This window comes from Microbulbifer maximicatervae (SeqCode) (genome assembly GCF_052467505.1).
This window is the reverse complement of record NZ_CP174313.1, coordinates 755950-779870: the sequence shown is the minus strand read 5'-3', so window position 1 is coordinate 779870 and position 23921 is coordinate 755950. Positions and strand designations below refer to the sequence as shown.

General features: G+C 44.5%; 17 protein-coding genes and 1 pseudogene. 3 read left to right on the top strand and 15 right to left on the bottom strand.

Annotation, left to right across the window (positions count from 1 at the left end; genetic code table 11):
- Positions 1-2: 2 nt before the first annotated feature.
- The 10 genes from ACJJIN_RS03475 to ACJJIN_RS03430 all read right to left on the bottom strand — a co-directional run bounded on the left by ACJJIN_RS03475 (position 3) and on the right by ACJJIN_RS03430 (position 11999).
- The gene (locus ACJJIN_RS03475) at positions 3-1133 is read right to left on the bottom strand and encodes a hypothetical protein (protein ID WP_444896899.1); all 1131 of its coding nucleotides are present in this window, start codon (positions 1131-1133) and stop codon (positions 3-5) included.
- Positions 1130-2044, bottom strand: coding sequence for an alpha/beta fold hydrolase (locus tag ACJJIN_RS03470; RefSeq protein ID WP_444896898.1), 915 nt, complete (start codon positions 2042-2044; stop codon positions 1130-1132). The genes ACJJIN_RS03475 and ACJJIN_RS03470 overlap by 4 nt, the downstream gene beginning before the upstream one ends.
- On the bottom strand, positions 2041-4008 hold the full coding sequence (locus ACJJIN_RS03465) for an NAD(P)/FAD-dependent oxidoreductase (protein ID WP_444896897.1): 1968 nt from the start codon (positions 4006-4008) through the stop codon (positions 2041-2043). Before ACJJIN_RS03465 ends, ACJJIN_RS03470 begins: the two co-directional genes overlap by 4 nt.
- Complete coding sequence (locus ACJJIN_RS03460) at positions 4005-5867, bottom strand: acyl-CoA dehydrogenase family protein (protein WP_444896896.1); 1863 nt, start codon at positions 5865-5867, stop codon at positions 4005-4007. Before ACJJIN_RS03460 ends, ACJJIN_RS03465 begins: the two co-directional genes overlap by 4 nt.
- Positions 5860-6879: a hypothetical protein gene (locus ACJJIN_RS03455; protein WP_444896895.1), complete on the bottom strand. Its 1020-nt coding sequence runs from the start codon at positions 6877-6879 to the stop codon at positions 5860-5862. Before ACJJIN_RS03455 ends, ACJJIN_RS03460 begins: the two co-directional genes overlap by 8 nt.
- 2 nt (positions 6880-6881) lie before the next feature.
- The gene (locus ACJJIN_RS03450; protein WP_444896894.1) at positions 6882-7412 is read right to left on the bottom strand and encodes a hypothetical protein; all 531 of its coding nucleotides are present in this window, start codon (positions 7410-7412) and stop codon (positions 6882-6884) included.
- The gene (locus ACJJIN_RS03445) at positions 7409-8242 is read right to left on the bottom strand and encodes a hypothetical protein (protein WP_444896893.1); all 834 of its coding nucleotides are present in this window, start codon (positions 8240-8242) and stop codon (positions 7409-7411) included. The genes ACJJIN_RS03450 and ACJJIN_RS03445 overlap by 4 nt, the downstream gene beginning before the upstream one ends.
- Positions 8239-9279 (bottom strand): hypothetical protein, encoded by a 1041-nt coding sequence (locus ACJJIN_RS03440; RefSeq protein ID WP_444896892.1) that lies wholly within the window; start codon positions 9277-9279, stop codon positions 8239-8241. Before ACJJIN_RS03440 ends, ACJJIN_RS03445 begins: the two co-directional genes overlap by 4 nt.
- Before the next feature lie 3 nt (positions 9280-9282).
- Positions 9283-10431 carry a type III PLP-dependent enzyme domain-containing protein gene (locus tag ACJJIN_RS03435; RefSeq protein ID WP_444896891.1) on the bottom strand — a complete coding sequence of 383 codons (1149 nt, stop codon included), beginning with the start codon at positions 10429-10431 and terminating at the stop codon, positions 9283-9285.
- Positions 10432-10523: 92 nt separating this feature from the next.
- A complete protein-coding gene (locus ACJJIN_RS03430; RefSeq protein WP_444896890.1) occupies positions 10524-11999 on the bottom strand; it encodes a class I adenylate-forming enzyme family protein in 1476 nt (491 codons plus the stop codon).
- Positions 12000-12900: 901 nt separating this feature from the next.
- Between ACJJIN_RS03430 and ACJJIN_RS03425 the strand changes: the two genes are divergently transcribed.
- Positions 12901-14433, top strand: coding sequence for a DUF1254 domain-containing protein (locus tag ACJJIN_RS03425; RefSeq protein WP_444896889.1), 1533 nt, complete (start codon positions 12901-12903; stop codon positions 14431-14433).
- Positions 14434-14455: 22 nt separating this feature from the next.
- Here the strand turns inward: ACJJIN_RS03425 and ACJJIN_RS03420 are convergent, their stop codons facing one another.
- Positions 14456-15493: an AraC family transcriptional regulator gene (locus ACJJIN_RS03420; protein WP_444896888.1), complete on the bottom strand. Its 1038-nt coding sequence runs from the start codon at positions 15491-15493 to the stop codon at positions 14456-14458.
- A gap of 115 nt (positions 15494-15608) precedes the next feature.
- Between ACJJIN_RS03420 and ACJJIN_RS03415 the strand changes: the two genes are divergently transcribed.
- Positions 15609-17138, top strand: a complete 1530-nt coding sequence (locus ACJJIN_RS03415; protein ID WP_444896887.1) for a flavin-containing monooxygenase — start codon at positions 15609-15611, stop codon at positions 17136-17138.
- A 643-nt stretch (positions 17139-17781) separates the two neighbouring features.
- On the opposite strand, the gene ACJJIN_RS03410 is transcribed toward ACJJIN_RS03415, so the two are convergent.
- The 3 genes from ACJJIN_RS03410 to ACJJIN_RS03400 form a co-directional block, all read right to left on the bottom strand.
- Positions 17782-18102, bottom strand: coding sequence for a hypothetical protein (locus tag ACJJIN_RS03410; RefSeq protein ID WP_444896886.1), 321 nt, complete (start codon positions 18100-18102; stop codon positions 17782-17784).
- Complete coding sequence (locus tag ACJJIN_RS03405) at positions 18099-18755, bottom strand: DJ-1/PfpI family protein (RefSeq protein ID WP_444896885.1); 657 nt, start codon at positions 18753-18755, stop codon at positions 18099-18101. Before ACJJIN_RS03405 ends, ACJJIN_RS03410 begins: the two co-directional genes overlap by 4 nt.
- 232 nt (positions 18756-18987) lie before the next feature.
- Entirely contained in the window at positions 18988-19938 is a 951-nt protein-coding gene (locus ACJJIN_RS03400) for an IS5 family transposase (RefSeq protein WP_444895065.1), read from the bottom strand.
- 555 nt (positions 19939-20493) lie between these two features.
- On the opposite strand from ACJJIN_RS03400, the pseudogene ACJJIN_RS03395 reads away from it, so the two are divergent.
- Positions 20494-21478: pseudogene (locus tag ACJJIN_RS03395) on the top strand (helix-turn-helix domain-containing protein).
- 170 nt (positions 21479-21648) lie between these two features.
- Here the strand turns inward: ACJJIN_RS03395 and ACJJIN_RS03390 are convergent.
- Positions 21649-23586 (bottom strand): hypothetical protein, encoded by a 1938-nt coding sequence (locus ACJJIN_RS03390; RefSeq protein WP_444896884.1) that lies wholly within the window; start codon positions 23584-23586, stop codon positions 21649-21651.
- Between the last annotated feature and the right edge of the window lie 335 nt (positions 23587-23921).

Below are 23921 nucleotides of genomic sequence, written 5' to 3'. Positions count from 1 at the left end.
ATTTACTCTCCGGTAACATTTCCTATTTTTAAGTTATTAAATCGCAGCAAGTAGTCCAACGTTAAAGTAAAAACACAAACATGCTGCTCTCGTTCTGAGTATTTTTGCTGCTGTTTTATGGCAGCAGAACTGATCATGGGCGGTATATAGAACCAGACTTTTGCAAGCCAATGGTGTCCATAAAAAAACACCCGCTGAAAAGATTCGTAAACATTACAGATAGGTTTATCACTTATTGAAAGTGCCGGGGGTATTACACCCTCATCTCCCGAACCACCAACAATCTCCACCATCTTGCTGGTATTCATTGCCAGTATATTGAGTAAAAACTGGGCAAAAGGCAGATAGAATGTCTGGAAGATATAATGTTCCCTATCGATACTTGATTCTGAGTACTGCCAGGCTCGATCCAACTCTTCCTGTACCATATCGGTGTAACTTTGTAGATCGATCCCTTCTACGACTCTATTTTTATGAGCCGTATTAAAGATCTTTGCCCGCTTCTCCTGATAGCCAACCGTTAAAGGCAGGCTATGTCTACCCACTTTTAATTTGGTGCCGCTTGACTCCGCCAAACGATTGGCAACATGAGCATAAAAAGTGGTATCAACAGGCGAGAAAAGCTTAGAGGTTACCTCAGGTAAACTGTTGAAGAGTTTATCGGTAGCTTCTTCAGGAGTCACCAGGGCTGCATCAAATGACCCAGATTGATGATGTTCAGCAGAGAGCCAAATAAGCTCTCTGGCTGATATAACAACATCATCTTCTGGAAAGAGCATTTTTACATTCTGCAAAAGGCTCTTTCTTTCAATGGAGAAACCAAAATACTCAATTTCAATTAAGTAGTGGCAATCTACCGTATCGGCACCAACAGCAGGAAATAGTGATAAATCCTGACCAACAAATAGGCGATCGTCCTTCAGGTAATAATAAAGGGGAAATCGAAACGCTTTGCCAACTTGCAAGTAAAAAGTGTTTTTATCACTTCTCTTTATAGTTCCTAAAGCTGTCCAGTCTTCGCCGTGCCCTGCTCCCCAATCGGTATCACTTAAAAATGAACTCAGTGAAACCTCTCCACCGACGGGCAACCTTTTTTCTCTCATCAGGGGAGTTTTGCCTTTGCTAGGTCTCATGCAACAGCTCCCTCAGGTTGCCGCACTAAAGTTGTCAACCAGCTGGAAATAGGCTTCGCCGAAGCAGAAATAGCTGACATATGAGTAGCTCTGGGTAACTCGGTGAGTCCAGCCTTAATATTGGGAGAGAGATACCAGCTCAATACCGTGTGAAGCACGTGGGTATCAAGCACTTCATCCTTCTCTCCAACAAAAAAGTGGCAGGGTACATTTAAACTTGCAAAGAGATCCGCGTATCTCTTTACGTTATAGGCGCTGAGCAAGTTAAACGTACAGTCCAAAACTCGCCCCTGATTCCCCGCTGCTGATCCCACCGGGGGAAAGCTCAGCACTGATAACTTCCTCAATGGGGGGAACAAAAGTGCCAGCCAATATTTCAGCATTTTTATTTTTGGCAGATTCTGATCACCAGCCGATGCCCTAGGCCGCGTATAGTGACGTTTCCTCCCGTAACGAATGTAATACTCAAAGCCAGATGCGGGAATATCGTACTTTCTTGTTTCCTCTGACTGAGTCAGAGGCGGTGCTATCGCAAAAAAGCCTGCAATATCTTTACTGCCATATAGGTGCAGATATTTAAGTGCAACCAATGATCCCGCGCTGTGCCCTCCAAGAACAAAGGCCTTAGCCCCTCTTTTTTTGAGGTGTTTTAATAGATCGGCAAGATCGTCTTGCAATTGGTCGGAATAATCGAGATCCCCCGGAACACCTTCACTCTTACCATGGCCTCGCCAGTCTGGCAAACACACACTAATACCGTTTCGGTGTACCATCCGCCCAAACATTAAATACCACTGGCTACTGAACGTGCTCCCGTGCATGCAGACAAGCACCAAGTCAGATTCATCGCATGGCAACCAGCGAAAGGAGAGTTTTTTTCCATCCCGCGCCTGAAAGAACTCCTGAATCACACGACCTCCGAATCCGCATGAGCAGAGTCTAATTCAGCTGTGCGCATAACTTCACGCTGGTCAATGACCGAATCCATTATGTTATCCGGCTGACTGCGTGCAAAAGCAAGAAATACAGGAACCATACTAGGGATCGCAATATACTCCTGAGTCTGCACCCAGATAGATTTTGCTTTCTTGTTAACCTCAGCAAGTTCTTTATTGGAGTAGCTACCCGCAAGATCCATAACTTCAATCGTATCTGTGTGGAAGGACTCTTCCGATACAATAACGCTCACTGGATCTGCTATATCCTCATTGACTAGATCTGTAAGCTTGATAGATAACTTCTCAAGCAGCCAATTGAGGTCAGCCCCATTCATATTCGGCTTTTGTAAAAGATCAGGCAGGGTAATAGCCTGCTGAACAACCATCCGATTTGCCAGTTTAGGGAGGTCGAGTCGCGCCTGGACAACACTCAGGAAAACTTCAACCCAAAGTTTGACCCGCAGATCGATTCGCCAACCATCCCGGCCTTGGGTTCCCATTAAATATACAAAGTACTTATAGTGATCGGCACCGGACTCAAAGAAACCTTCACTATTTCTGCGAAAATATCGATTCTGAGCTTTAAGTTCTTTTGCCGTTTCAACTAACAGGCGTTGCAGCATTAACTCAAGGGCCATATATCCACGGCGCAGGTAACTCTTGCGTAGCCAGTACTCCTGATCCAGATAATTGCCTGACATATAATCCCAGGCACTCTCCAGGAAATAAGCAGCGGTATTGTAGGCCAGCAGAGGAGAACACAGTTCAGCAGAGTCAATAACCGGGTATACATTTGCTACATGGGCATAGAGGCCCTGGTAAAATTCTGTGACCACCTGATTCGCGATCGGCAATTCTTTTGCAAGCCGCTGCTGAGCTTCATCACGATTATTGTCTGAGATATCGGCAACAATGTACTTACAAATATGGTCATTAAACAGGGCTATCATATCGCCCCCACCACTAAACAGAGGATCAAGGAACATCGAGGAAAATCCGGAGGTAGCCCAGCGGTCCTCAAAGATAAACTCATCCGCTCTATAGGCAAGCTGTCCCCAAGCCTCGAAATCAATAAGCTCGGCGCCTTCCAGAAGTTCCGAAATAGCTCTATAAGCCAACAGAAAATCTAGGAAATCTTGCTTCTTTGTGGGCGGCTTGTCGAATTTACTATTCTCGCCAACGATACCTACACTGGTATAGCCACCACTTAAGGGTATAAACCAAACCCAGTAACCATCTCCAGAAAAATGATTCGTTGAAAGAAAGCGTCCAAAGGCCTTCTTCCTCCAATTCATATCTCCCATGGAGTCGATATCCTGTATGTTCTTAAACCTACCCCAGGCAGAGAAGTGTTTAGGGACATTCTCAACACGGGTAAGCTTCTTATGCTTCTTAGCAACCCGATTTCGACCACTGCAATCTACTAACCAGCGGGCGTTAACCACTCCGCTAGCGCCATCTTCTATAAGCTCTATAGAATGGAGTTCATCACCTGGCTGTATGTTGAGATTTTTTGCTTTTACGCCCTGAATAACCTCTATGCCATTCGCCCTATTCATATCGACAAGGTCGGATTCCAATCTGGCCCGGTCAATTTGAAAAGCTGGATGAGGCGGAATACTGGTGGTTCCGTGCTCACTCATCTCTGTTAATGACAGTGTATGCTCAGGGTTATCGTAGAAAAAACGCAGACCATTTTTAGGCAAGTGATTCCTATAGAGATAATTCACCAAACCCAACTGCTTCATAAAGTAGTGGCCGGTCATCTCCACTGTCGCTTCACCAACTTTGGCCTTAAACTCAGTGTTTGCCTCAACAACCAATATGGTTAAAGCACCATCATTGATCTTAAGTTGGCGAGCCAGGGTTAAGCCAGCCCATCCACCACCGATAATCACTACATCGTAATTGGATTCCAGCTGATCAAGCTTGTTCATGAGACAGCCTCCACATTTGACAATAATGAATTCCAGGAGGAAGCGTCCATTTCACAAAAAGAGTCCTGATCCTGAAGGATATCCAGCACCAGCTTGGTGCGGGGTAACTCATTGCGAATAAAGAATTTAGCACTGACTATTTTCGAGCGATAGAACTCCTCATCAGTATCGTTCAGGTCCTGACTCAACTTATCTGATGACGCGCATGCAGCCTCCAATAAAAGCCAGGCCAAGGTTATATCACCAAGCATATGTAGAATACGTGTGCTATAGGCAGGGATTTTGAACATTTCTTTTGTCTTCACCCATACCTGCACAGCTTTCAGTGCTGCCTCGAAATGTCCAAACGAGGTCTTTAAGCGCTCAAATTCAATCTCAAACTGAGGATAGTCCGTGGCCCGATCGAGGAAATTATCAATTTCTGCCTGATAGAATTGGAATAGCTTACTGGAATTACCCAATCCTAACTTATCCCGGATCAAGTCCTGGCTCTGGATATAATTCGTTCCCTCCCAGATTGCCAGCACTTTAATGTCCCGGGCATATTGCTCTATACCCAGATCCTTGAGATACCCCTGACCACCACAGGTTTGAATTGCCAATTCACAGATACGCCAAGCCTGGTCGCTGATATAGGCTTTAACAACTGGAGTTAGCAGGTTCATTAAACCCTGGTAGTGAGCAATGCGATCCTTTTTGTCTTCCTGCCCCTGGTAGATTTTGACTAAGCTCTCTGACAATGTCAGTTTAGCAATCAGTGCTCTACAGCCCTCTACCTTGGATTTCATTTCCAACAACATACGCTGAACATCGGTATGCTCAACGATATTGACCCGGCTTGCGGTAGAGCTAAAGCTCTCGTGAAATCTCTTGCCCTGTAGACGCTTTGTCGAATAGGAAAGTGCATTGTAGTAGGCTGAGGAAGCCATACCCAAGGCATAAACACCTGTGCTGATTCGTGCCTGATTCATCAAGGTAAGAAACTGCAACAAGCCTACATTCTCACGATTCCCCAGTAGGTAAGCTCTACAGGGGCCATTGTCACCAAACCGAAGGTGAGTGTTTGCACACCCTTTAAAGCCCATTTTCTCAGCTAGAGAAATGCATTCGATATTATTAAACCCACCGAGACTCCCATCCTCTTCAACCCAGTACTTAGGCACAATAAAGCAGGACAAACCGTAGGTGCCCGAGCCGCTTTTTTCGCCACGACCCATAACGAAATAAATGGTGTTTTCTGTCAGGTCGTGCATACCGGCACTTATCAGGTATTTTTCGCCCGTTAACAAATAAGTGCCGTCTTCCTGTTTCGAAGCGCGAGTCTCTACAAGGGATACATCACTTCCCGCCTGGGGTTCAGTGAGGCAGAGACAAGATGTCCACTCTGAGGTGGCTAATTTGTCCCTGAACAGGTCTTTTTGCAGATCGGTTCCATATTTTTCCACCAAGGTGGAGGACGGCAGGCAAAAACCACCATAAGTCATAAAACTTGGATTTGCCCCCATAAACATTTCCAGGAGCATTTGCATTACAAAGGGCGGAATAGTTGTATTTTGTTCGCCCTCAAGTGAGGAAATATTCCCCCAGTCTTCCTTAAACCTCTGCCACATCTCAGGGAATGCGCTCGGGAGCTTTACTTTCCCATTCTCTAACTGGCATCCCTCTCGATCTGAATCCTGGTATCCCGGCCCGAGAACCTCATAAGAGAATTTTTTAGCCCGAACTAAAATTTCATGGAGAATCTCTGGTGAGCACCCTTTAAACATCTGGTCGCTGAACAGAGTTTTAGCTTCATGGAACTGTTCTTCAATAAGGAATTGAAATTCTCTTATATCAGTTTTATAAATATTATTATCCATGTCTTGCTCCTTGATATTCCAACAGCGTACGCCAACTACCTGCCCCTAATACCCAGTCAAATATCTGGTTGTGTCTTCCCCGGTAAATCCTCTTGGGATACCTTAATGCCTCACGAATATGCGAAAGGTAATCCTGGCCTAGAGTGTCACCCAGGTGCTGGGCGGAACTAAAATCTATATAGGCGTCTTCCAACACCAGTTTCTCAACATTTACCAGTCTTGAAAGAAATCCCTGAAAATTGGGCGAAGGAATGTCTATTTTCAGGCAACCTACCCTGCCGCCACCCCCTAGAGTTAACAGCCATAGATCAGTCACCTTTTCCTCAATGTAATAACTGATCAATTCAGAGAGAGGTTTAATACTCAAATAGTGCCAGCCGTCCTCTTCAATACTGGGTAACCATGAGGCCTTATCGCTGTGCGAAAACCCTTTCAGGAGCCCCTTGGCCCATTTCGAGCGGATATCAAAGGAAACTACTCGAGTATCATCACTAGCGTTGGTTGAGATTACCTGCTTAATACTCTTTACTAAATCTGGTGCGCCAGATAAAGATGGCGCTTGAGAAAGAATATCGCAGCTGGATATTTGACAGAGATGTGTTTCACAATACTCTCGACAGATCCAGGTAGCCGCCACACCTACAAGAACATCTAAGCCATCTTGATCAGGTCCAACTCCAATACCCAATGAATCCAGGCACTCTTGTTGTCGCTCTTTGCCCAGTTCGAGATTTAAGATCAAAGCTTCGGCTTCACTACACTTTGAAAAACTCAATACTGCAGCATGGAAGCTGGTGCAGGCGCTACCCACAAATCGGATATTATGCCCACCATCTTCAAGGTCTGCTATAAACTCTACAATCCGACTATCCTGTAGAACATTAGCCTCTCCCGCAGAAACCACATAGATAAGCTCTGGTAACAAATCATATTGATCCAGGTGTCCTCTCAAGGCATCAAGTAATCGATCAACCTGCCCGCCACTGTCTACCCATAGGTTTTTAATAAACATCTTTATGCTGTCCCGTCCATGGTATTTATTGTTATATCACCGAAACCGCACTCGATAAGTAATTTAGAAAGCCCCTCAATTAAGAGATCATGGCAATCAACATCCACTGCCAACCTGATTTTCAGCTGGTTTGTTCCCGCTTCAAATGGGTGGCGAACCAAGCTATCCTCAATAGCTATATATCGTTTTCCTTCTCTAACCAATATTGCTTCTTCACCAGCCAGGTCATGAAGCATTAAAACGGTGTCTTGTAATAGAGCACTCGGCATACGCCCACCAGCGGGCATCTGCATTTTTATCAAGATTAAGTCTATATCCAGTTCAGAATCTTCAAAGTATCGCAGAATATCCAGCAGTAATTGATAGTGCTCCGAATGGTTCAGTAGCACCGGGCTGGAATTAACTGGTAGACTGGATAATGCAAGATAGTCCTGCTCAGTACTCAACGGCAGCATTTGTGCTAAGCAGGATTTCAATGTGTCCGGATAGGGGTTACGTTCGAGACACGTTGATAGCTCAACAGTCTTCATCACGCGGCCTCCATTAGATAGAAGTGACTTTGTTCATCAACGGTAACTTCTACAGTGCAATAATAGCCATTCAATGCAATCGAACAGGCCAGAAAATTTTCTTGCTTGTCAAAGCCCTTTTCAGCGCCTTGGCAAATAATATTCAGCCAGGGATCACTACCAAAACAATGCCCCCATCGATCGTGCAAGTCTGGTAACTTTTGATTGGCCGACAACAATTTGGAGAAAATTTGGCGAATATTCTCTGGAAAGAACGGCAAAGATAAAGTCAGGTCATCTCGTCCAACAGCCATTTTTCGGATGACAGTGGCAAATTCCGGAGTTGTATTATAAGTAATCGTGCAGGATGCATTAAGGTTTATACTGTCAAGATCCCGCACTTCAAACAACAATGTACAGAGACCAAAACCACTATCGCCCCAATTTTCATTTTCTCGCCAAAACGTTAGATCTAAAACATTGGCGTCAAGAATACTAACCAGTAAGTAGCACGATTCCGGATTTTGTGTCAGGTAATGCCGAAGGCTATAACCCCAAGATGCACATTCATAGGTATTAACAAAACTGGTAACTGGCGCTCTTGCATTATCACCGTAATTGAAGTCCTGCTCACTAATCGCCGATGAACTCAAAGGAAGTTCAATCATGGTAGAGCATAAAAAATGGCGATCTATTTGCGAATCTTTTATCTCTGGAGCAGCATCTAAGATACTATCTGTCTGTCTTCGGATAATCCTGGCAATATCACCAAAGGCAGTTGATACATCACTACTGGATGAGACAGTGATACCTTCTATAGGGATAAAAGCTGCAGATCGTAAATACAGGCTCATACCCGCAGCCCCTTAAATTTGCTATATATCTCAAAGAAGCACCGATATGAACTGCCTTCCGTTTTTGTGAAAGCCAACAGATCGCGTTGTCGATTTACGGATTTGATCTTTCCTGACAAGACCAGGTTCAGCAAAAGCTCATTGCTGGTAAATTTCGTTGCCAGTACACGGTTTACGCTGTGCATAGAGAAAGTGGTTGCGGCTACCTGCTCATTACACAAATAAATTAGATACTCTATATGAGCCTGATCTTCGCTGGTTAAATGAGCTTCTTTACAGTCATGTAGCCAAAGCACAAAGTGCATTAGTGATTTGACAAAGCGCGGGCGAACCAGTGTTAAAAATCGATTGACGCTACCCAACCCACCTTTGCTCAACAACATATCTTTGGTAATTGATACTTTACCCTTACAATTTCCCAGCTGTAAGGTGCCATTTAAAAACGGCTCTCCTACAGTACTCTGCCGTAGTTGGTTACAGAGTTCTGGCGGCAACATCACTGTCAAGGGAAAAGGCCTTCCCGGTTGCTTGGTAACTACCATGGCAAAGCCAAGCTTATGTGCCTCAATGCCGTGGATCTTGTCGACATTCAGTAGCATGTCGCTATCAGTTTCAACCAGCTCTGTCTTCCAACCCATAAGGCTCGGGCCGCCGGGGTCTGTCATAAGGAAGTGGCCGAAAATCCCCTGCTCCACCCATTGATTGACCTGGGCAAGCTGATCATCTGTAGCAGTCAGGCTCAACATAATCGAGCCAAATAGCCCGATCATATTGTGAAAGTGATTATCCAGTCCTTCATCCTGGACAGTGTCAATAATTTGATCAATAACAAAGGTCTGCTCAAACTGCTCTAATGGCTGCTGAACCGAAGCGTCCCTAAGTGGTGCAAGCTCTGTCAAAGGATCTTCGATAATCATTGATGCATCGAATAGCCGAGCACAAGAATTCTCTAACAGCGATTTCAATGTGCTGGGCACTGGTGAAATACTGGATAATTGATTGAGAACAAAACCACCTACAACCGATTGCATTTCCATGATCTACTCCACCAGATAAGAGTTCGGAGCCGGCAACTTGAGGAAAGGTGCTACGGTATAACTTGCGTTATAGGCACCACATCCATCAAATATGACTAAGTCCCCTTCTCGAAGGTCAATATTGTTGACTTCCCCAATCACATCTTCCTTATTGCAAGAAGTGCCCACTAAAAGGACTTTCTGCCCCTCATCATTCCCTTTTAGAGGAGTCCCATTACGCAAAACATGAGGTTGCTGGAATCGTTTAAAGGTACTTTCCGTTTTTGCCAACAGGAAATTTTGGGCCATTCCCCCATCACATACGGCGTACTTGTCACCGTTAATGGACTTTTTATAGCGAACTTCCGTGACGAAATAACCGGCTGAGCCCATAATTGCTCGACCACTCTCGTGAACTACTTTGATATGATCAGGAAATTCAGCAATCAAATTTCTATATTGCTCAAAATCAAACTCCTGCTCTCGCCAATTGGGGTCAAACCCACCACCTAGATTGGCTAATGACAAAGGGTATCCCAGTATTTCCTCAAACTTATAAACAACTTGTAAGGCCACTTTAGCAGTGTCGAAAGCACCTTTATTAAAGGAGTATGAGCCCCTAAACAAATGAAAACCTAAAACTGGAATCCCATGTTTCTTACAAAAATCCAAAGCCTCAAGACAGCCATTCCAGTCGAAACCAAAATGATCTTTTCTTAGGCCCTTTTGATTTCTATCAAAGTGGCTCAAGATTGAGGGATTAAGCCTTAAAACGACAGGGTTTACTGGCCGCCTTGCCTTCAACTCCTCAACCAAAGCTAATTGATTCAGGTTGTCGATAATTAAATGGCACTTACTCGCAATGGCTGCGCGTATAAAGGCCTTATCTGCCGATGGGTTATTGACAAATCGGGGACTATTCCCTTTGGGAAGTAGATTTAGTTCGCCTATAGATGCAATCTCAATACCGTCTTCAAAGATGTGCCCACAACGAAGTATTAAATCAAGGCAACTATTGGCTTTTAGAGAGTATATCAATCCCGTGCCCAGCGCTTCCTTCAGCTGCTTGTAGTTATCGTGAGCAGTTTTAACGGAATAAATATAACAAGGTGTAGATAGCTGTTTCCTATTTTGGCCCAACTGTTGAACCAGCGCATCTGACAGTGCACCCATAACTCCCCCAAGGGTTAAACGTATCGTTTATATTTTTATTAAGTTAGCGTTTTATGTTTTAGGCGGGATCCCGCCTAAATATACTCAGATCATTAGGCATGGGCTTGTAAATCCTGTTCTAAGCACTTCCTATCGACCTTGCTATTAGCGGTTAATTGAATTCCATCAACAAACCTGATATCTCTCGGCATGTAGTCAGTATCTATGTTCGCTTTCAGCCAAGTGCGAAACTGCTTCTGATTGTCAGCGGTATTCTCATGAAGCTCCACAACACAAGTAGCCACTTCATTCTCGAGCTTATCTTTAGTGCCGATGATTGCATTGATATGCACCAACGGGCACATATCAATATGATTCTCCAAGTCTTTTGGAAACAGACAAAATCCACCTTGTTTTATTAAGTCTTTTGAGCGTCCTTTAAAATAGAAGAAGCCATCCTGATCACGGGTAAAAAGGTCTCCCGTCGCCAACCAGTTGTCATCCCGATATCTGCCCGAAAAGATTTCTGCACCACCTTGAGCGGCGAGGTTATAGTAGCCTTGCATCACTGCCGTCCCACGAACATAAAGCTCACCTACCTCATCAGCTTTTGCTTCTCTAAATTTACTGACCTCTGAGTGAGGTATAAATACACGTGCATCCAGGCCAGGGATCGGCTTGCCAACTGAACCCATCTTTTCTTCCCAAAGCTCTGGCTCCAAGTACAAGGCTCGCTTGCACTCAGTCAAACCATACATAGAGAAAACATTTAGACTTGGGCAGTACTCCTTCCAGGCGCGAATCATGTACTCAGATAAATGGCCCCCAGTATTGGTGATACTGCGCAGATTGCTGAGATCAGGTTTAACCAAACCCACCAGTTTCACCAGCGCAGCCCCCATTGCTGGCACGATCGGAAGAACAGATATATCCCGCTCTGAAATCGTTTTAAGGGCTTGTATGGGGTTAAATGGTTTGTCGTAGAGGATGGTTGTACAGTTGCTATATAGTGCAAATAAGACCTGATAAAGACCGTAATCAAATGACAAAGGGGATAAGCACAAAATTCTGTCCTGTGCTGTCAGGCCCAAATATTGGGATATTGAGGCCAAGGAGGTCAGAACATTTTGATGGGTAAGCATAATACCTTTTGGCTTACCAGTACTTCCTGAGGTATAGATCACCAGAGCTAGATCTACGCCAGTGACCACTGGAGTAGAAGACACTTCAAACTCTGAGCATTCCTGCTGATAATCGGGCAAGGCCTCAATTTTTCCAGCACGCCATATCGCCTTGGCATTACAGTCTGAAGCGATCATTTTAATTGAAGAGTGGCTCAGATCCCCCTTTGCAGGTACAACCACCAACCCCATCTTCCACGCCGCCAACATAATGGCGACCGCCTCTACTTCAGACTGAGTACACACTAAAATGCGGTCGCCAGCACTGAAACAAACTTCTTCATTTGTAAGTGAGAGCCACGCATCCTCACAGTGAGCCGCGCTCAAAACCTCGCCATCCAGATTTTCCAGACGACCTTGCCAACATTTTTCCACAACTTTCTCGAACAAGCTGGCAAGAGAAAACATTTTTAGTCCATTTATTATTCTAAGATTTTTGATCTAGTCCGAATAAGCCTAAAAAAAACTATTCAAACCGGCTACATGGGACGATCATTTTATAAATCGGATGACCCAATAATGACAAGCATTTTCTGTAAAGCTTATGACAACCTCTTTATCAATCCATGAAAAGTTTCATCCTGTTAGAAATTATTCGATCTGACTAAACATTACAAACATTCCAAAAGACAAATAAATCAAGAAGTTAATAAACCCTTTTTCCGATCTCGAACCACTACCAAGTAAAAAAATAGGCAATGAAAAACCAATTTATTCAGGATTTAATTCCATCAAATGACCAAAAAAAAGAAAATAATTTTTTTGGTGGCAAAGCCCTATAAAGCCCTATAAAGCCCTATAAAGCCCAAAAAATTTGAACCGAATGGTCACAAAATAGGATGGGCAAATATTAAAAATTACTCAAACTTATTTTCTGAAGCTGGTTTTTGAGAACCATGAAACCTTGAGAGATTTCTTTTACAAGTGATCGGCTACCGGCACTGAAAGCCAGATAAATATTTGAATACAACTTAATGCAATAATTTCGATTACAGAGGCCAAATCAGTAGCGGCGTGAAATTACTGACTTCAAGTAAACCTTTAAATCCGGGTCTGCCAGACAAAACATGGGCGCCAGCCTAAATACTACAGACCAATAATTACAATAAAATTGACCTTTTGAATCACCGGCCTCACCAGATCAAAATTAAGCCAAACTTATCGCTAAAGATACCCAAGTTACGCCTGGGGATAGCCATCTTTATAATCCGGCAGTTAACACAAAAAATTGGCACGAAATAACCCCAATAGAGGAAGCAATACCACACACTTACGTATCACGCACGCCTTGCATATAGAGGTAGCTATTTTGATTCGATTACTTCAGTACGCATTTGGGTCTGTCGGAATTTTTCTTCTGTTAACCAGCTCTCAGCCGCTTTGCGCCGATTTACATCCAGAGACTCTGAAATCAATCAGTACTCCAGATAAGGTGGACAGTAGTATTGGCACCCTCGAATTCCGCGATGGCGCTCCCTACCCCCAGACCGCAGAAAAGCTCTACGACTATTTGGATCATATGCGTGCGGTAGATAGTTTCCTCAAAGGAATTCAGGGAGCATCAGTACATGCTCTGATGAAAGGGGGAAGAGAGCTTGGCGCTAAGTCTGCCAATGAAGTCTTAATTTTCGATCGATTAATGAACTCTGAGTCTCTTTTTCTCACAGGCAATACTTCGACTATCTATACGCTGGCTTTTTTAGATCTAAAACGAGACGGACCAACTGTGTTTCACTCGCCGCCCGACGTTATGGGCGCGTTTAATGATGCCTGGTTCCGCTTTGTTGAAGATATCGGCTCCTCTGGCCCGGATAAGGGGCGCGGGGGAAAGTTTCTGTTACTGCCACCAGACTATAAAGGCAATATTCCCTTCGGCTACATTCCCATCTACCCTCGCTCCTTCCGACTGTGGGTGTTTATGCGCTCGCCAAGTAACCAGCCTTTGCCGGAGGCCGTGCAAAACATCAAAGACAACTTGAGAATCTACCCCCTGGCTCAAAAAGGTAACCCACCAAGGATGGTCTTTATCAGTGCGTCTGGAAAGGCCTTCAACACCATCCACCCTAATGACTATCAATTCTATAAGCACCTCAATGAAGTCGTTCAATACGAGTGGGTTGGGATGCTTAACCCAGAAACGCGCGGCCTCTTTGCCTCAATAGGCATTGAAAAAGGGAAAGCCTTCAGTCCAGATAAAAGAATGACCAAAATTCTTACGGACGCAGTTGCAATTGGTAATGGTATAGCTCGCTCAATTGTTTGGTATCCACGGACAGACAAATCCCTCTCCGATATCAAAATCTACCCAGGCACAGATAGCGCCTGGGTAATGGCGTTTCCCGGCAAGAATATCTTCTTCAATGGCCCCGATGGCAAAACCATTAATAGTGACGCTCGAGTCAGCTACTTCTATCCCTATACCGGTGTCAGCCCAGCAATGACTGCTATTGAACCTGGCAAAGGTTCTGATTACGCCATTGCCTTTGTCGATGAAAATAAAGAACCCTTTGACGGCTCTAGAAAATACAAATTGCACCTGCCCCCCGATGTACCGGTCAATGCCTTTTGGGCAGTAAATATCTACGACAGCCAAACACGCTCAATGTTAAAAACCAGCCAGCCCTTTCCCGCAGTAAGCAGCCAGTCGAAAGGGATAAGACAAAATTCCGATGGTTCTTATGACGTTTATTTTGGACCCAAGGCGCCAAAAGGGTTTGAGAAAAACTGGCTGGAGACCCTACCCAACAAAGGTTTCTTTGTAATCCTGAGGTTGTATGGACCCTTGGGGCCATGGCTGGAGAAAACCTGGCGCCCTGGAGAGGTGGAGCCTACTGAATATTAAAAGAACTGACCCCTCCAGGCTTTTACGGAGATTCTGGCCGCCCCACAATTGCGCTGCCTGCAAGGCGTAAACGGTGATTCCGGGGAGTCTCCGCAAACCAACGTCGACAAGCTCGCTGAAATGTACTCTGCTCGGAGTACCCCAACAAACCCGTGATCTGCCCCAAGGCCAGATTCGGATCGGATAAGTATCGAGTCGCCAGATCCCGCCGCACGTTATCCAATAGCTCTTCGAACCTAAGCCCTTCCGCAGCCAGGCGGCGCTGTAAAGTTCTGGGGTGGAGCTTCAGCGCCCCTGCCACAGTGCCGAGCTGAGATCTGCCGCTGGGCAATATTTCACTGAGTAATTGTCGAATTTCTACAGTTAGAGGAACGGGCAGCGTCGCACTCTGCTGCTCCAAATGGTGAATGGCCAATCGCTCAACCACTGGATCGGCAGACTTCAGTGGTGTATCCAGAAATGCAGCTGGGAAGTCCATCGCACAATAGCCCGAGCTAAACAGAACCTCACACCCAAAGTAATTGCAGTAGTCACCCTCTACCATTTGAGGACCATGAGGCAGCAGTACGTTTTGCGGGCAACACTCAGTCTCTACCAACATCCGTATCATCGTCAGCGTATTTCCCAGCACCTGCTCCCGGATCTGGCAATAGCTACTGAGAGCTGGGTCCTGCCAATCAAAAACAATACGTAGTACATCTCCCTCACTTAATGGCTCCAGTTGCATACTGAGGGATGAACTATGAAGAGAAAGAAAGCGCCTAACGGATAGCAAGGCTTGCCGTGGAGTGGCCGCATTACATGCAACTACACCTATCCCACCTAAGCGGTCCACCCCTTGTCGCGATGCGAGGCACAGCCCCAAATCGGGGCGATCTAACCGGCGTGCTGCAGTTTCCAGCAGGCGCGCGACCTCAACAAATGATACCAAGCGGGAATCCGCCGGGCTGATATCACACGGCATACCGAACTCGGCCAAGAAGGCTTCCCCCCCGCCCCCAAGCTGCTCCACGAATTCACTGAAACCGGAAAGAATACTGACTCGTACAAGGCTACCCATAACTTGCTCCCCATCTTTGTGGCGCGGAAAGACAATTATTTGTCGCAATCTAACAATAAATCATGGGCACATCTACCCAGTCTATAAGGCATAGAAATTTGCAGGGATAGGGATTGTGAAATCGACTCATTTCGATGTATTAATTATCGGCGCGGGACTCTCAGGGGTAGGAATGGCTTGTCATTTGAGTCGCGAATGTCCCAGGCGCAGCTTCGCCATTATCGAGCGGCGGGCACAAGTCGGCGGTACCTGGGACCTCTTTAAATACCCGGGCATTCGATCTGATTCCGATATGTACAGCTTCGGCTATGACTTCCAGCCCTGGTCCGGCGAGAAAATACTCGCGGATGGCCCATCTATCCAAAAATATATTGAAACCACCGCAAAGCAATACGACGTTAAAAAGAGAATTCACTTTGGAATAAATTTAACTACGGCGAACTGGTCCAGTACAGACCGAGCTTGGACTCTGGAAGGTCACAACACCGAATCTGGCAGCCCAGTGAGATATACCTGTAGTTTTCTGATTGCCTGTACTGGGTATTACGACCATAAAGAGGGCTACTTGCCGCAATATCCAGGTATAGAAAACTTTCAAGGAAAACTGATTCATCCTCAACAGTGGCCAGAAAATCTGGACTACCGCAGCAAGCGTATTATCGTGATCGGCAGCGGCGCTACCGCTGTTACCCTGGTCCCTTCGCTCGCAACCACCGCCCAACATGTCACCATGTTACAACGCTCCCCAAGTTATATCATTTCAGTTCCATCTATCGATAAAATCTCTCGTGTACTATCAAAATTTCTGCCAGCACCCTGGGTTCACAAGCTAGGACGCTGGCGTAATATCAAATTGCAGCGCTGGATTTTTAAAGCTGCTAAGCGCTGGCCTAACTTTATTAGAAAGTTACTATTAAAAGATGTAAGAAAAAGCCTTCCAGCTAATTACGATCTCAGTCACTTCGACCCCAGTTACAACCCCTGGGATCAACGTCTCTGCGTTGTACCCGATGGCGATCTGTTCTCCTCAATCTGCTCAGGAAAAGCCTCTGTTGCCACCGGTGAAATAGAAACCTTCTCAGATAAAGGTATCCTGCTTAAGTCAGGACAACAATTAGACGCAGACATTGTTATCAGTGCGACCGGATTAAAGTTACAAGTGCTAGGAGGTATCAAGCTCTGTATTGATGGTGCATCGGTAGCAGTCAATCAAAAGCTGACTTACAAAGCAGTATTAATGGAAGGGGTTCCTAACATCTCATGGGTATTCGGCTATACCAACGCTCCCTGGACTCTTAAAGCAGACATTACCGCTCGCTATATTTGCCGCCTATTAAAATACATGGACGCACATAACTTTCAGGTGTGTACAGCGATAGATAGCGAAGGCAGTGCTGAGCAAGGTTCGGTGATGAGCAGCCTGGACTCTGGCTATGTAAAACGTGCAAATGGAGAACTTCCCAGACAAGGTAAGTGCTATCCATGGCGCCTTTTAAATAACTATGAAGAGGACTGTAAGATACTCCTTGACTCAGCGATTGAGGATGAATTTTTAACTTTTTTGCCCCACCAATCTGACACCCAGAAAACTCTAAAGGCAAAAGATAAAAACAACACACCCCCTATCGAAGTAAGCAGTATTTAAATTTCAGGCAGCATTAAGAATGCGAGCCTCGGCTCGCTTCTATTTTACCTTTCATCAGGTAGACGGATATAGATACTGCACAAAATCCCTAGCTCCAAGCTCAGACTAAAACCCCAAAGTAAACAACCGCGATTAATATTATTTGACCCAGCGGTCGCGCCTCACAAAAAAGTAACAAACACTTATAATTGATCCGCCACCGATGCCTTCTCGGAATTCGTTACGGGCTTCACGTAACCATATAATCATGGGGTAGCAAATCCGAATATTAGGTCACCAGACAGGATGGCTTATTGTGAGAGCTGTGAGTATTTTTTTAATTTTGTCCTCGCTATCAATAGCTTCAATGGCGTCTTCTGTAAGTATACAACTAGAAAACTGGGACAGAATTTGTCAAATTCAAGTTACCGGCGGAAAAAACCCGTCGTTCACAAACTTCCAAACTTTTAATAACATTAAAAGAGGCTGGTCAATTTCCAAGCCCTATCAAATATGCTATCGCCGGAATGAAGAACCTTCCCAATGTAATTCAAAAATGACAATCTGGCGGTGCAAACGGTATGTTCAATCTGAAGACCAGAAAGCAAATACTTTTCCTATATTCTAGGTTTTATCGTCTCCACCTTTAACGAAAGCCACCAAATTATGACGCTTGATCTAATATGCTGAACTTAAGCACCCAAGGATTGATATCAGAGGGAGCAACAAAGTCAACTTGCAATACAGTACGATCATCAGAAAACTGATACACCCATTTATTGTCAATAGCCTTACCCTGCCCCTTCCTCCACTCGGGATTTTCTTTCATTTGCTCACTTAACCAGGCTTTTACAGTTTCCACATCACCGGAAAGCTGAAACGCTGTGTACCATTCTTCCAGGCTACCATAGCTATACTCCTTAGAAACAAACTGAATTGACTCAGGCAAGTCACCAAGGTTTGGCATGATTTTATCCGCCATCATCCCCCGGATATAGCCCCCTCTGGCACCCACAGGTACTCAATCTTCGCTGCGACACTTTTGGCTTTTTCAATCGTATCAACCTTGCTTACCAGATATAAAGCGCCGTCTATACCAGATGAAAGACCAGCTGTAGTAATAAACTTGCCGTTATCAACGAACTTTTTATTCTTTACCAATTCAACATCAGAGAAGTTCTTCTCGAAAGAATCAAATGCTCCGCGAATAGTGGTTGCTTTCTTACTATCCAGAAGCCCAGTATTTGCCAGAATAAAAGCACCGTTACATACCGATAGAACGTACTGAGCCTGTTTGGACTGCTCTTTAATCCACTGTAATACTTCCAGACTCTCCATTGCTTCATTAATACTGCCCCCTGGGATAATTACTGCATCAAATTGATTATCCTGATCAAAGCTGGTATCTGGAGTCACTTTAAGCCCCATGGCTGAAGTAATGGTTCCACCATCTTCCGAAACCGTTGTCAAACGATAATTGGCTTGCCCAAAAACCTCATAGGGCCCGGCATAATCAATAGTTTGTGCACCATCGTACAATAATATCCCTATATGGAAGGAATCTTTAGATGTGGAGTGGGCCCAGACCATACTGCTAAAAAGTAGCAAGCATAGGGTAGCCCAGATTGAAGATCGCATGGTCATTTCCTTTTATTTTTGGTGAGTACAGAAATATGCTTAAGCGCTTATCGGATACCTCATGCAAAACCCAAACATATAGGGACCCTCTGATCAACGAAGCATTTTTCCAGAATTAAGCTGAGCTGCTTGAAAAATTCACTTTATTACGCACAAACGCGTAATTTGCGCGTAATAGTCCACTAATTTTTCATCTGAAACCCTCAATAGGTGGATTTCAGGCGAACCACCCCTAGGCAGCCAAGTATTTTCTCCCTATTATTAAGTTGGTAAAGCCTGCCAGTAAGCACAGCCTCTCAGTATTTTTTACCAGTCCCCGATAGCGGACCTTGTCATAACCAAATACCCGTTTGATGTAGCGGAAGGGGTGCTCGACCTTCGCTCTTATCTGCGCCTTGATCTTTTCCGCTTTACGAAGTGCATCACGCCCTGGAAGAGTTTTTAGCTTGCTCGGCTTCATTGCTATATACCAATCCGCCTCCCGCTCTTTCAACTCTTCACGTTTCTCCGCACCAATGTACCCAGAGTCTCCCCAGATTCTTTTCTCCTCCCCGTGGAGAACTCGCTCTGTAGTTGTGACATCATGCGAATTCGCTGCTGTTGTATCTATGCTATGTATTACTCCGAGCACATCATCAACCCCGATATGCATTTTCATTCCAAAATGCCACTGATTGCCTTTCTTTGTTTGATGCATTTCTGGATCACGTTTTTTCTTTTTATTCTTGGTTGAAGTTGGCGCAGAGATAATAGTGGCATCTACAATCGTGCCTTCACGCAGTACCATGCCATTCTCAGCAAGATGCTTGTTGATTTCATCAAAAAGAGCTGCACCTAGCTGATTGAGCTCCAGTAAGTGGCGAAAGTTAAGAATCGTTGTTTCATCGGGAATTGGGCCGCTCAAAGTCAATCCAGCAAAACTACGCATGGATTCAATTTCATACAGTGCATCCTCCATAGCGGGATCACTGAGATTATAAAATAGCTGCATGCAATGAATACGGAGCATGACACTCAATGGATATGGCTGTCGGCCACGTTTGCCTTGTGGATAGCAAGGAGTGATCTGAGCTTCTAGTCGCTGCCATGGGATGAGGGCTTCCATTTGAGAAAGAAACTTCTCTCGGCGAGTTATACGGCGCTTTAGCTTATATTCTGCTTCGGCAAAGGTGACTTGGTGCATAATTCATCGTAGTCTTGATGGGTAGGTGAATATTACCAATATTGGCTTGGAATTATTCAGAGGTTCCATAGATAAGGTATTTCAAGGGGGTACAGCAAAAAGTGTAAATTAGTGGATCAGGTCACAAATGACATAAAGTCGACAAATTCAGACATCGATGATTGGGCACGATAAGTTTTCATATGAAAAATAAAATTTAGCTGGATATTGCCAAGGTTTACATACTTTCTACTGCACTATATATCTCAACAACAAAGAACATTATCCAAAGCGAGTATTTTGCCAATGAGACATCCAAATAAATCTACAACCCAAAAGGAAGTTAATTAAAATAGCTGTATCGACCACTACAAGCATTCAGGATTTTATTTCTTTTAAGGACAGGGGAAAAACACAGAGGAACAACTAGCACTAAAATGAATTAGTTCAGACCAAATCTGACACATTTTCTTGAAAAAGAAGGGTTTACCGGTTTTGATGAAGGTGCCTAAACCTACAAGTAAAACCAAGAATAAACTCCATACTCCATACTCCATACTCCATACTCCATACTCCATACTCCATACTAATGATCGCATCATCAAATACATGATCCAATTACTAAATCTGGCAGAAGATCTCGGCAATATATCCAAAGCTGGCAAGATGCTGAGAGTATAGAGAGACATTTTCTATCGGTACAAGGAAGCTGTTTCAAGTGGCGGTGTGGACGCCCTTCTTGAGAAGAACCGGCGTATGCCCATCCACAAGAACTATGTTGAAACAATCATTGAAGAAACAGTGTTAACTTATGCCCTCTAAGAGCCTACCCATGGACAAGTTCGAGTTTCCAATGAACTGCGTAAACGCGGTGTATTTGTGTCCCCTAGTGGCGTTCGGAGTATCTGGTCACTGCATGACCTAGCTAACTTCAAATTGTGATTAATAGCACCTGAGGCCAAGGAAGCTGAGGAGGGACTGATCCTCACAGAATCACAGGTTCAAGCTTTAGAGAGAAAATGGCATGATGATGGAGCCTATAGTGAAATTGATACTCAACACCCACGCTATTTGGGCTCGTAAGATACTTTCTATGTAGGAACATTTAACGGCGGCGGACGTGTTTACCAACAAACTTACATCGATACCTATGCAAAGGTGGCTCACTGCAAGCTGTGTATCATCAAAACTCCAGTCACTGCGGCGGACCTTCCGAATAACCGTGTACTGCCGTTTTATGCCATACATGATCTACCTGTGCCGCGTATCCTTACCGGTCGCAGTACTGAATATTGTGGCAAGTAAGAGCAGCACGACTACCAGTTATCAGTGTATAATCGAAATAGAACACTCCAAGACAAAAGCCAGGCATCCACAAACTAACAGGATCTGTGAGCGCTTCCATAAGACCATTTTACAAGAAATCTACCAACCTTCATTACGCCGCAAGATCTATGTATCAATAGAAGAGTTACAAAAGGATCTGAACGAATGGATAACATATTCTAATAATGAGGGATGCCATCGGGGTAAGATGTGTTGCGATCGAACCACTCAATAGCAATTTTTGAAGATGGAAAAATAGCTGGAGGGAAGTACTCATAAACTAAATTTGCCCCAAAAGAGCACTTCCTGAAAAATCTGTAACTGTCGGATAAAGTCTGAACTACTACAAATATATAAGTATAATTTAATTTGGGGCAAGCCTGAGCTTACCCCAAATCAGCACAATTAATTTACACTATCAGAATGATAGACAATTGCCTGCCAAACATTTTGTTGGCCACCTATATAATTATCCAGGGTAGGATTCTTAATATAGCTCCAGGCAACTTTACCATTACCCAAGTACATAGGCTCATCCAAACCACCCCAACCGTAGTCAGTCAGTTTTACCGGCCCCTCAAGTACATTTAAGTCAGCATCAATCTCCATTACATAGTAGGCTTTTGGCACCAGCATACGCATCGCATCACCACTCTTATTGTAACTGCGATTGTACGGGAGGTTATCGGAGATACACTGGAACTGCGCGTAACCAAATAAGTAACGGCCATTTTTCAGATCAACCAACTGGGGATCACTAATTTGACAATCAGAATCCGTTGCCAGCCATTCAATGCCATTACCTTCAATACTGCCTTCCCCATCAACTTTTGCAATACCTACACGTGTCAGGGAAGTAGTATCCAAGGCATCTCCAGAATAGAGACCCTGCCTGGAAATTACAGGATATTCACCACTGTCGATATATGAGAAGAAGCAATTGCGAATGCCGTTATCAGCACATTGCTTATCGAAGGGTTCATCGCCACTAATATCGATGCCCAGCTCATCCTGTAAGAACATATCCATGTTCGAATCTTCAATGTACTTTGGAGAGACAATAACTGAGAGATTTGTATCGGCATCAACCGGGACAACCGTATGGCCACCACCGTTGGATATCATCGCACTTGTCGAGGGCACTAAATGATTATAGGTGCCTTCATAAATAGAAGAACCACTGTCCTCCATTTTAATGGCGATCGCATTCAGGCCCGGTGACGGATAATATTTATTTCCATCACTGGTACACAGAGCACCGTACATCTCATTCCCCGGATTATAAAAAGCTCGAATATTCAGAACGTGGCCGTGGCCACACGCCCAGTACCAACCCCGGTGATCATCGCCAGAGAAGGACATTGACCAGTCATCCCGGTTAATTACCGTCAGCCCTGCCGAATAATGCGAACCGCTAACGAGAACACGAGCAGTTACGGAAAACGCATAGCTTGTGCGCCCCTGGCTATCATCCTCTACGTACAATAGCTCTTGAGCTCCTAAATGAGTACCGCCATGCATTTTATTGACAACATAGGCATCTGGAGTTTCAGTTATAGGCTTGTTATCCCACTCCATTAGCCAGATCTGGTCATTATACTTCTTCTCATTATCGGTGCCTTCAACACTGTCAAGATTGTCTTCAATCTTCATCCAGGTTGTACCGTACTCTTCTACCAGATCTTTCTCGATATCATATCGCTCACTTGCTTTATATTCGGTATTACATAAAACAGCTACCCTGGAGCAATCCGAACTGGCCGTAATACCATGTGACTCATAGCATTGATTCAGAATAGTGGCGTTACCTGTCTGCTCGAAGCTCATGGTATCAGGGTTATATTGAAGCTCGTAAACGGACCCATAGGTTGTATCAGAGGCACTATTCCCCTCTGACAAAGTTGTGGATACATACATTTTTGGCTGGTCAGTATCCGTTGCACAGGAAGCCGTATAGCTACGGATAGGAATATCAATATTTTCCTCATCCTGCTCACTGTCCGTACGGCCAATATAGTGAGCCAGCTGATAAACCTCCTGAGCATTTACCATTGCATTAGGCAGAGTGATATCTGTAGCGGTAATTGTCGCAAACCCGAGTTCAACTGTTGACACATCTCCATCGGTCACAGTCGATGGGTCATTATCAGGCAGCGAGGAGTCATCCCCACTACCACCTGAACCACTTCCTCCACCTTGATTACCCGCAGTACTATCATCCCCACCGTCGCTCACAGGTGGTGAATCGGTGTCAGAATCCGACGAACCTCCCCCTCCACTACAAGCTGCAAGTGCCGCAGTTAGTGCAAGTACCAATAATTTCTGCCCGAATAACTTTTCCATAATCGCCTTAAGTGCCATGTTTTTTATTTTGGTGTTAGGTACTGTCCAAAATATAAGTTCCAGACAGTCATGAAATGCAAAAGTGGGCGGAATTTTAGCGGAAACGAAATTTAATTCTGTGCGTAACTTAAAAAAATATGAACACAATAAGGAAGCTTAAAAATGAGAGAAACAGCACTGTATATTTTTTCTATTAGATATAGACGGACTTAGGAATCAATAGCTAAAAACACATCAAGTTTCATTGGAAACTACTTATTTGGCAACCACTCGCAGAGCTATAAATCAAAGAAGTTGAAATATGCACTAGAAGCAACTAAACGGACATGAAAACA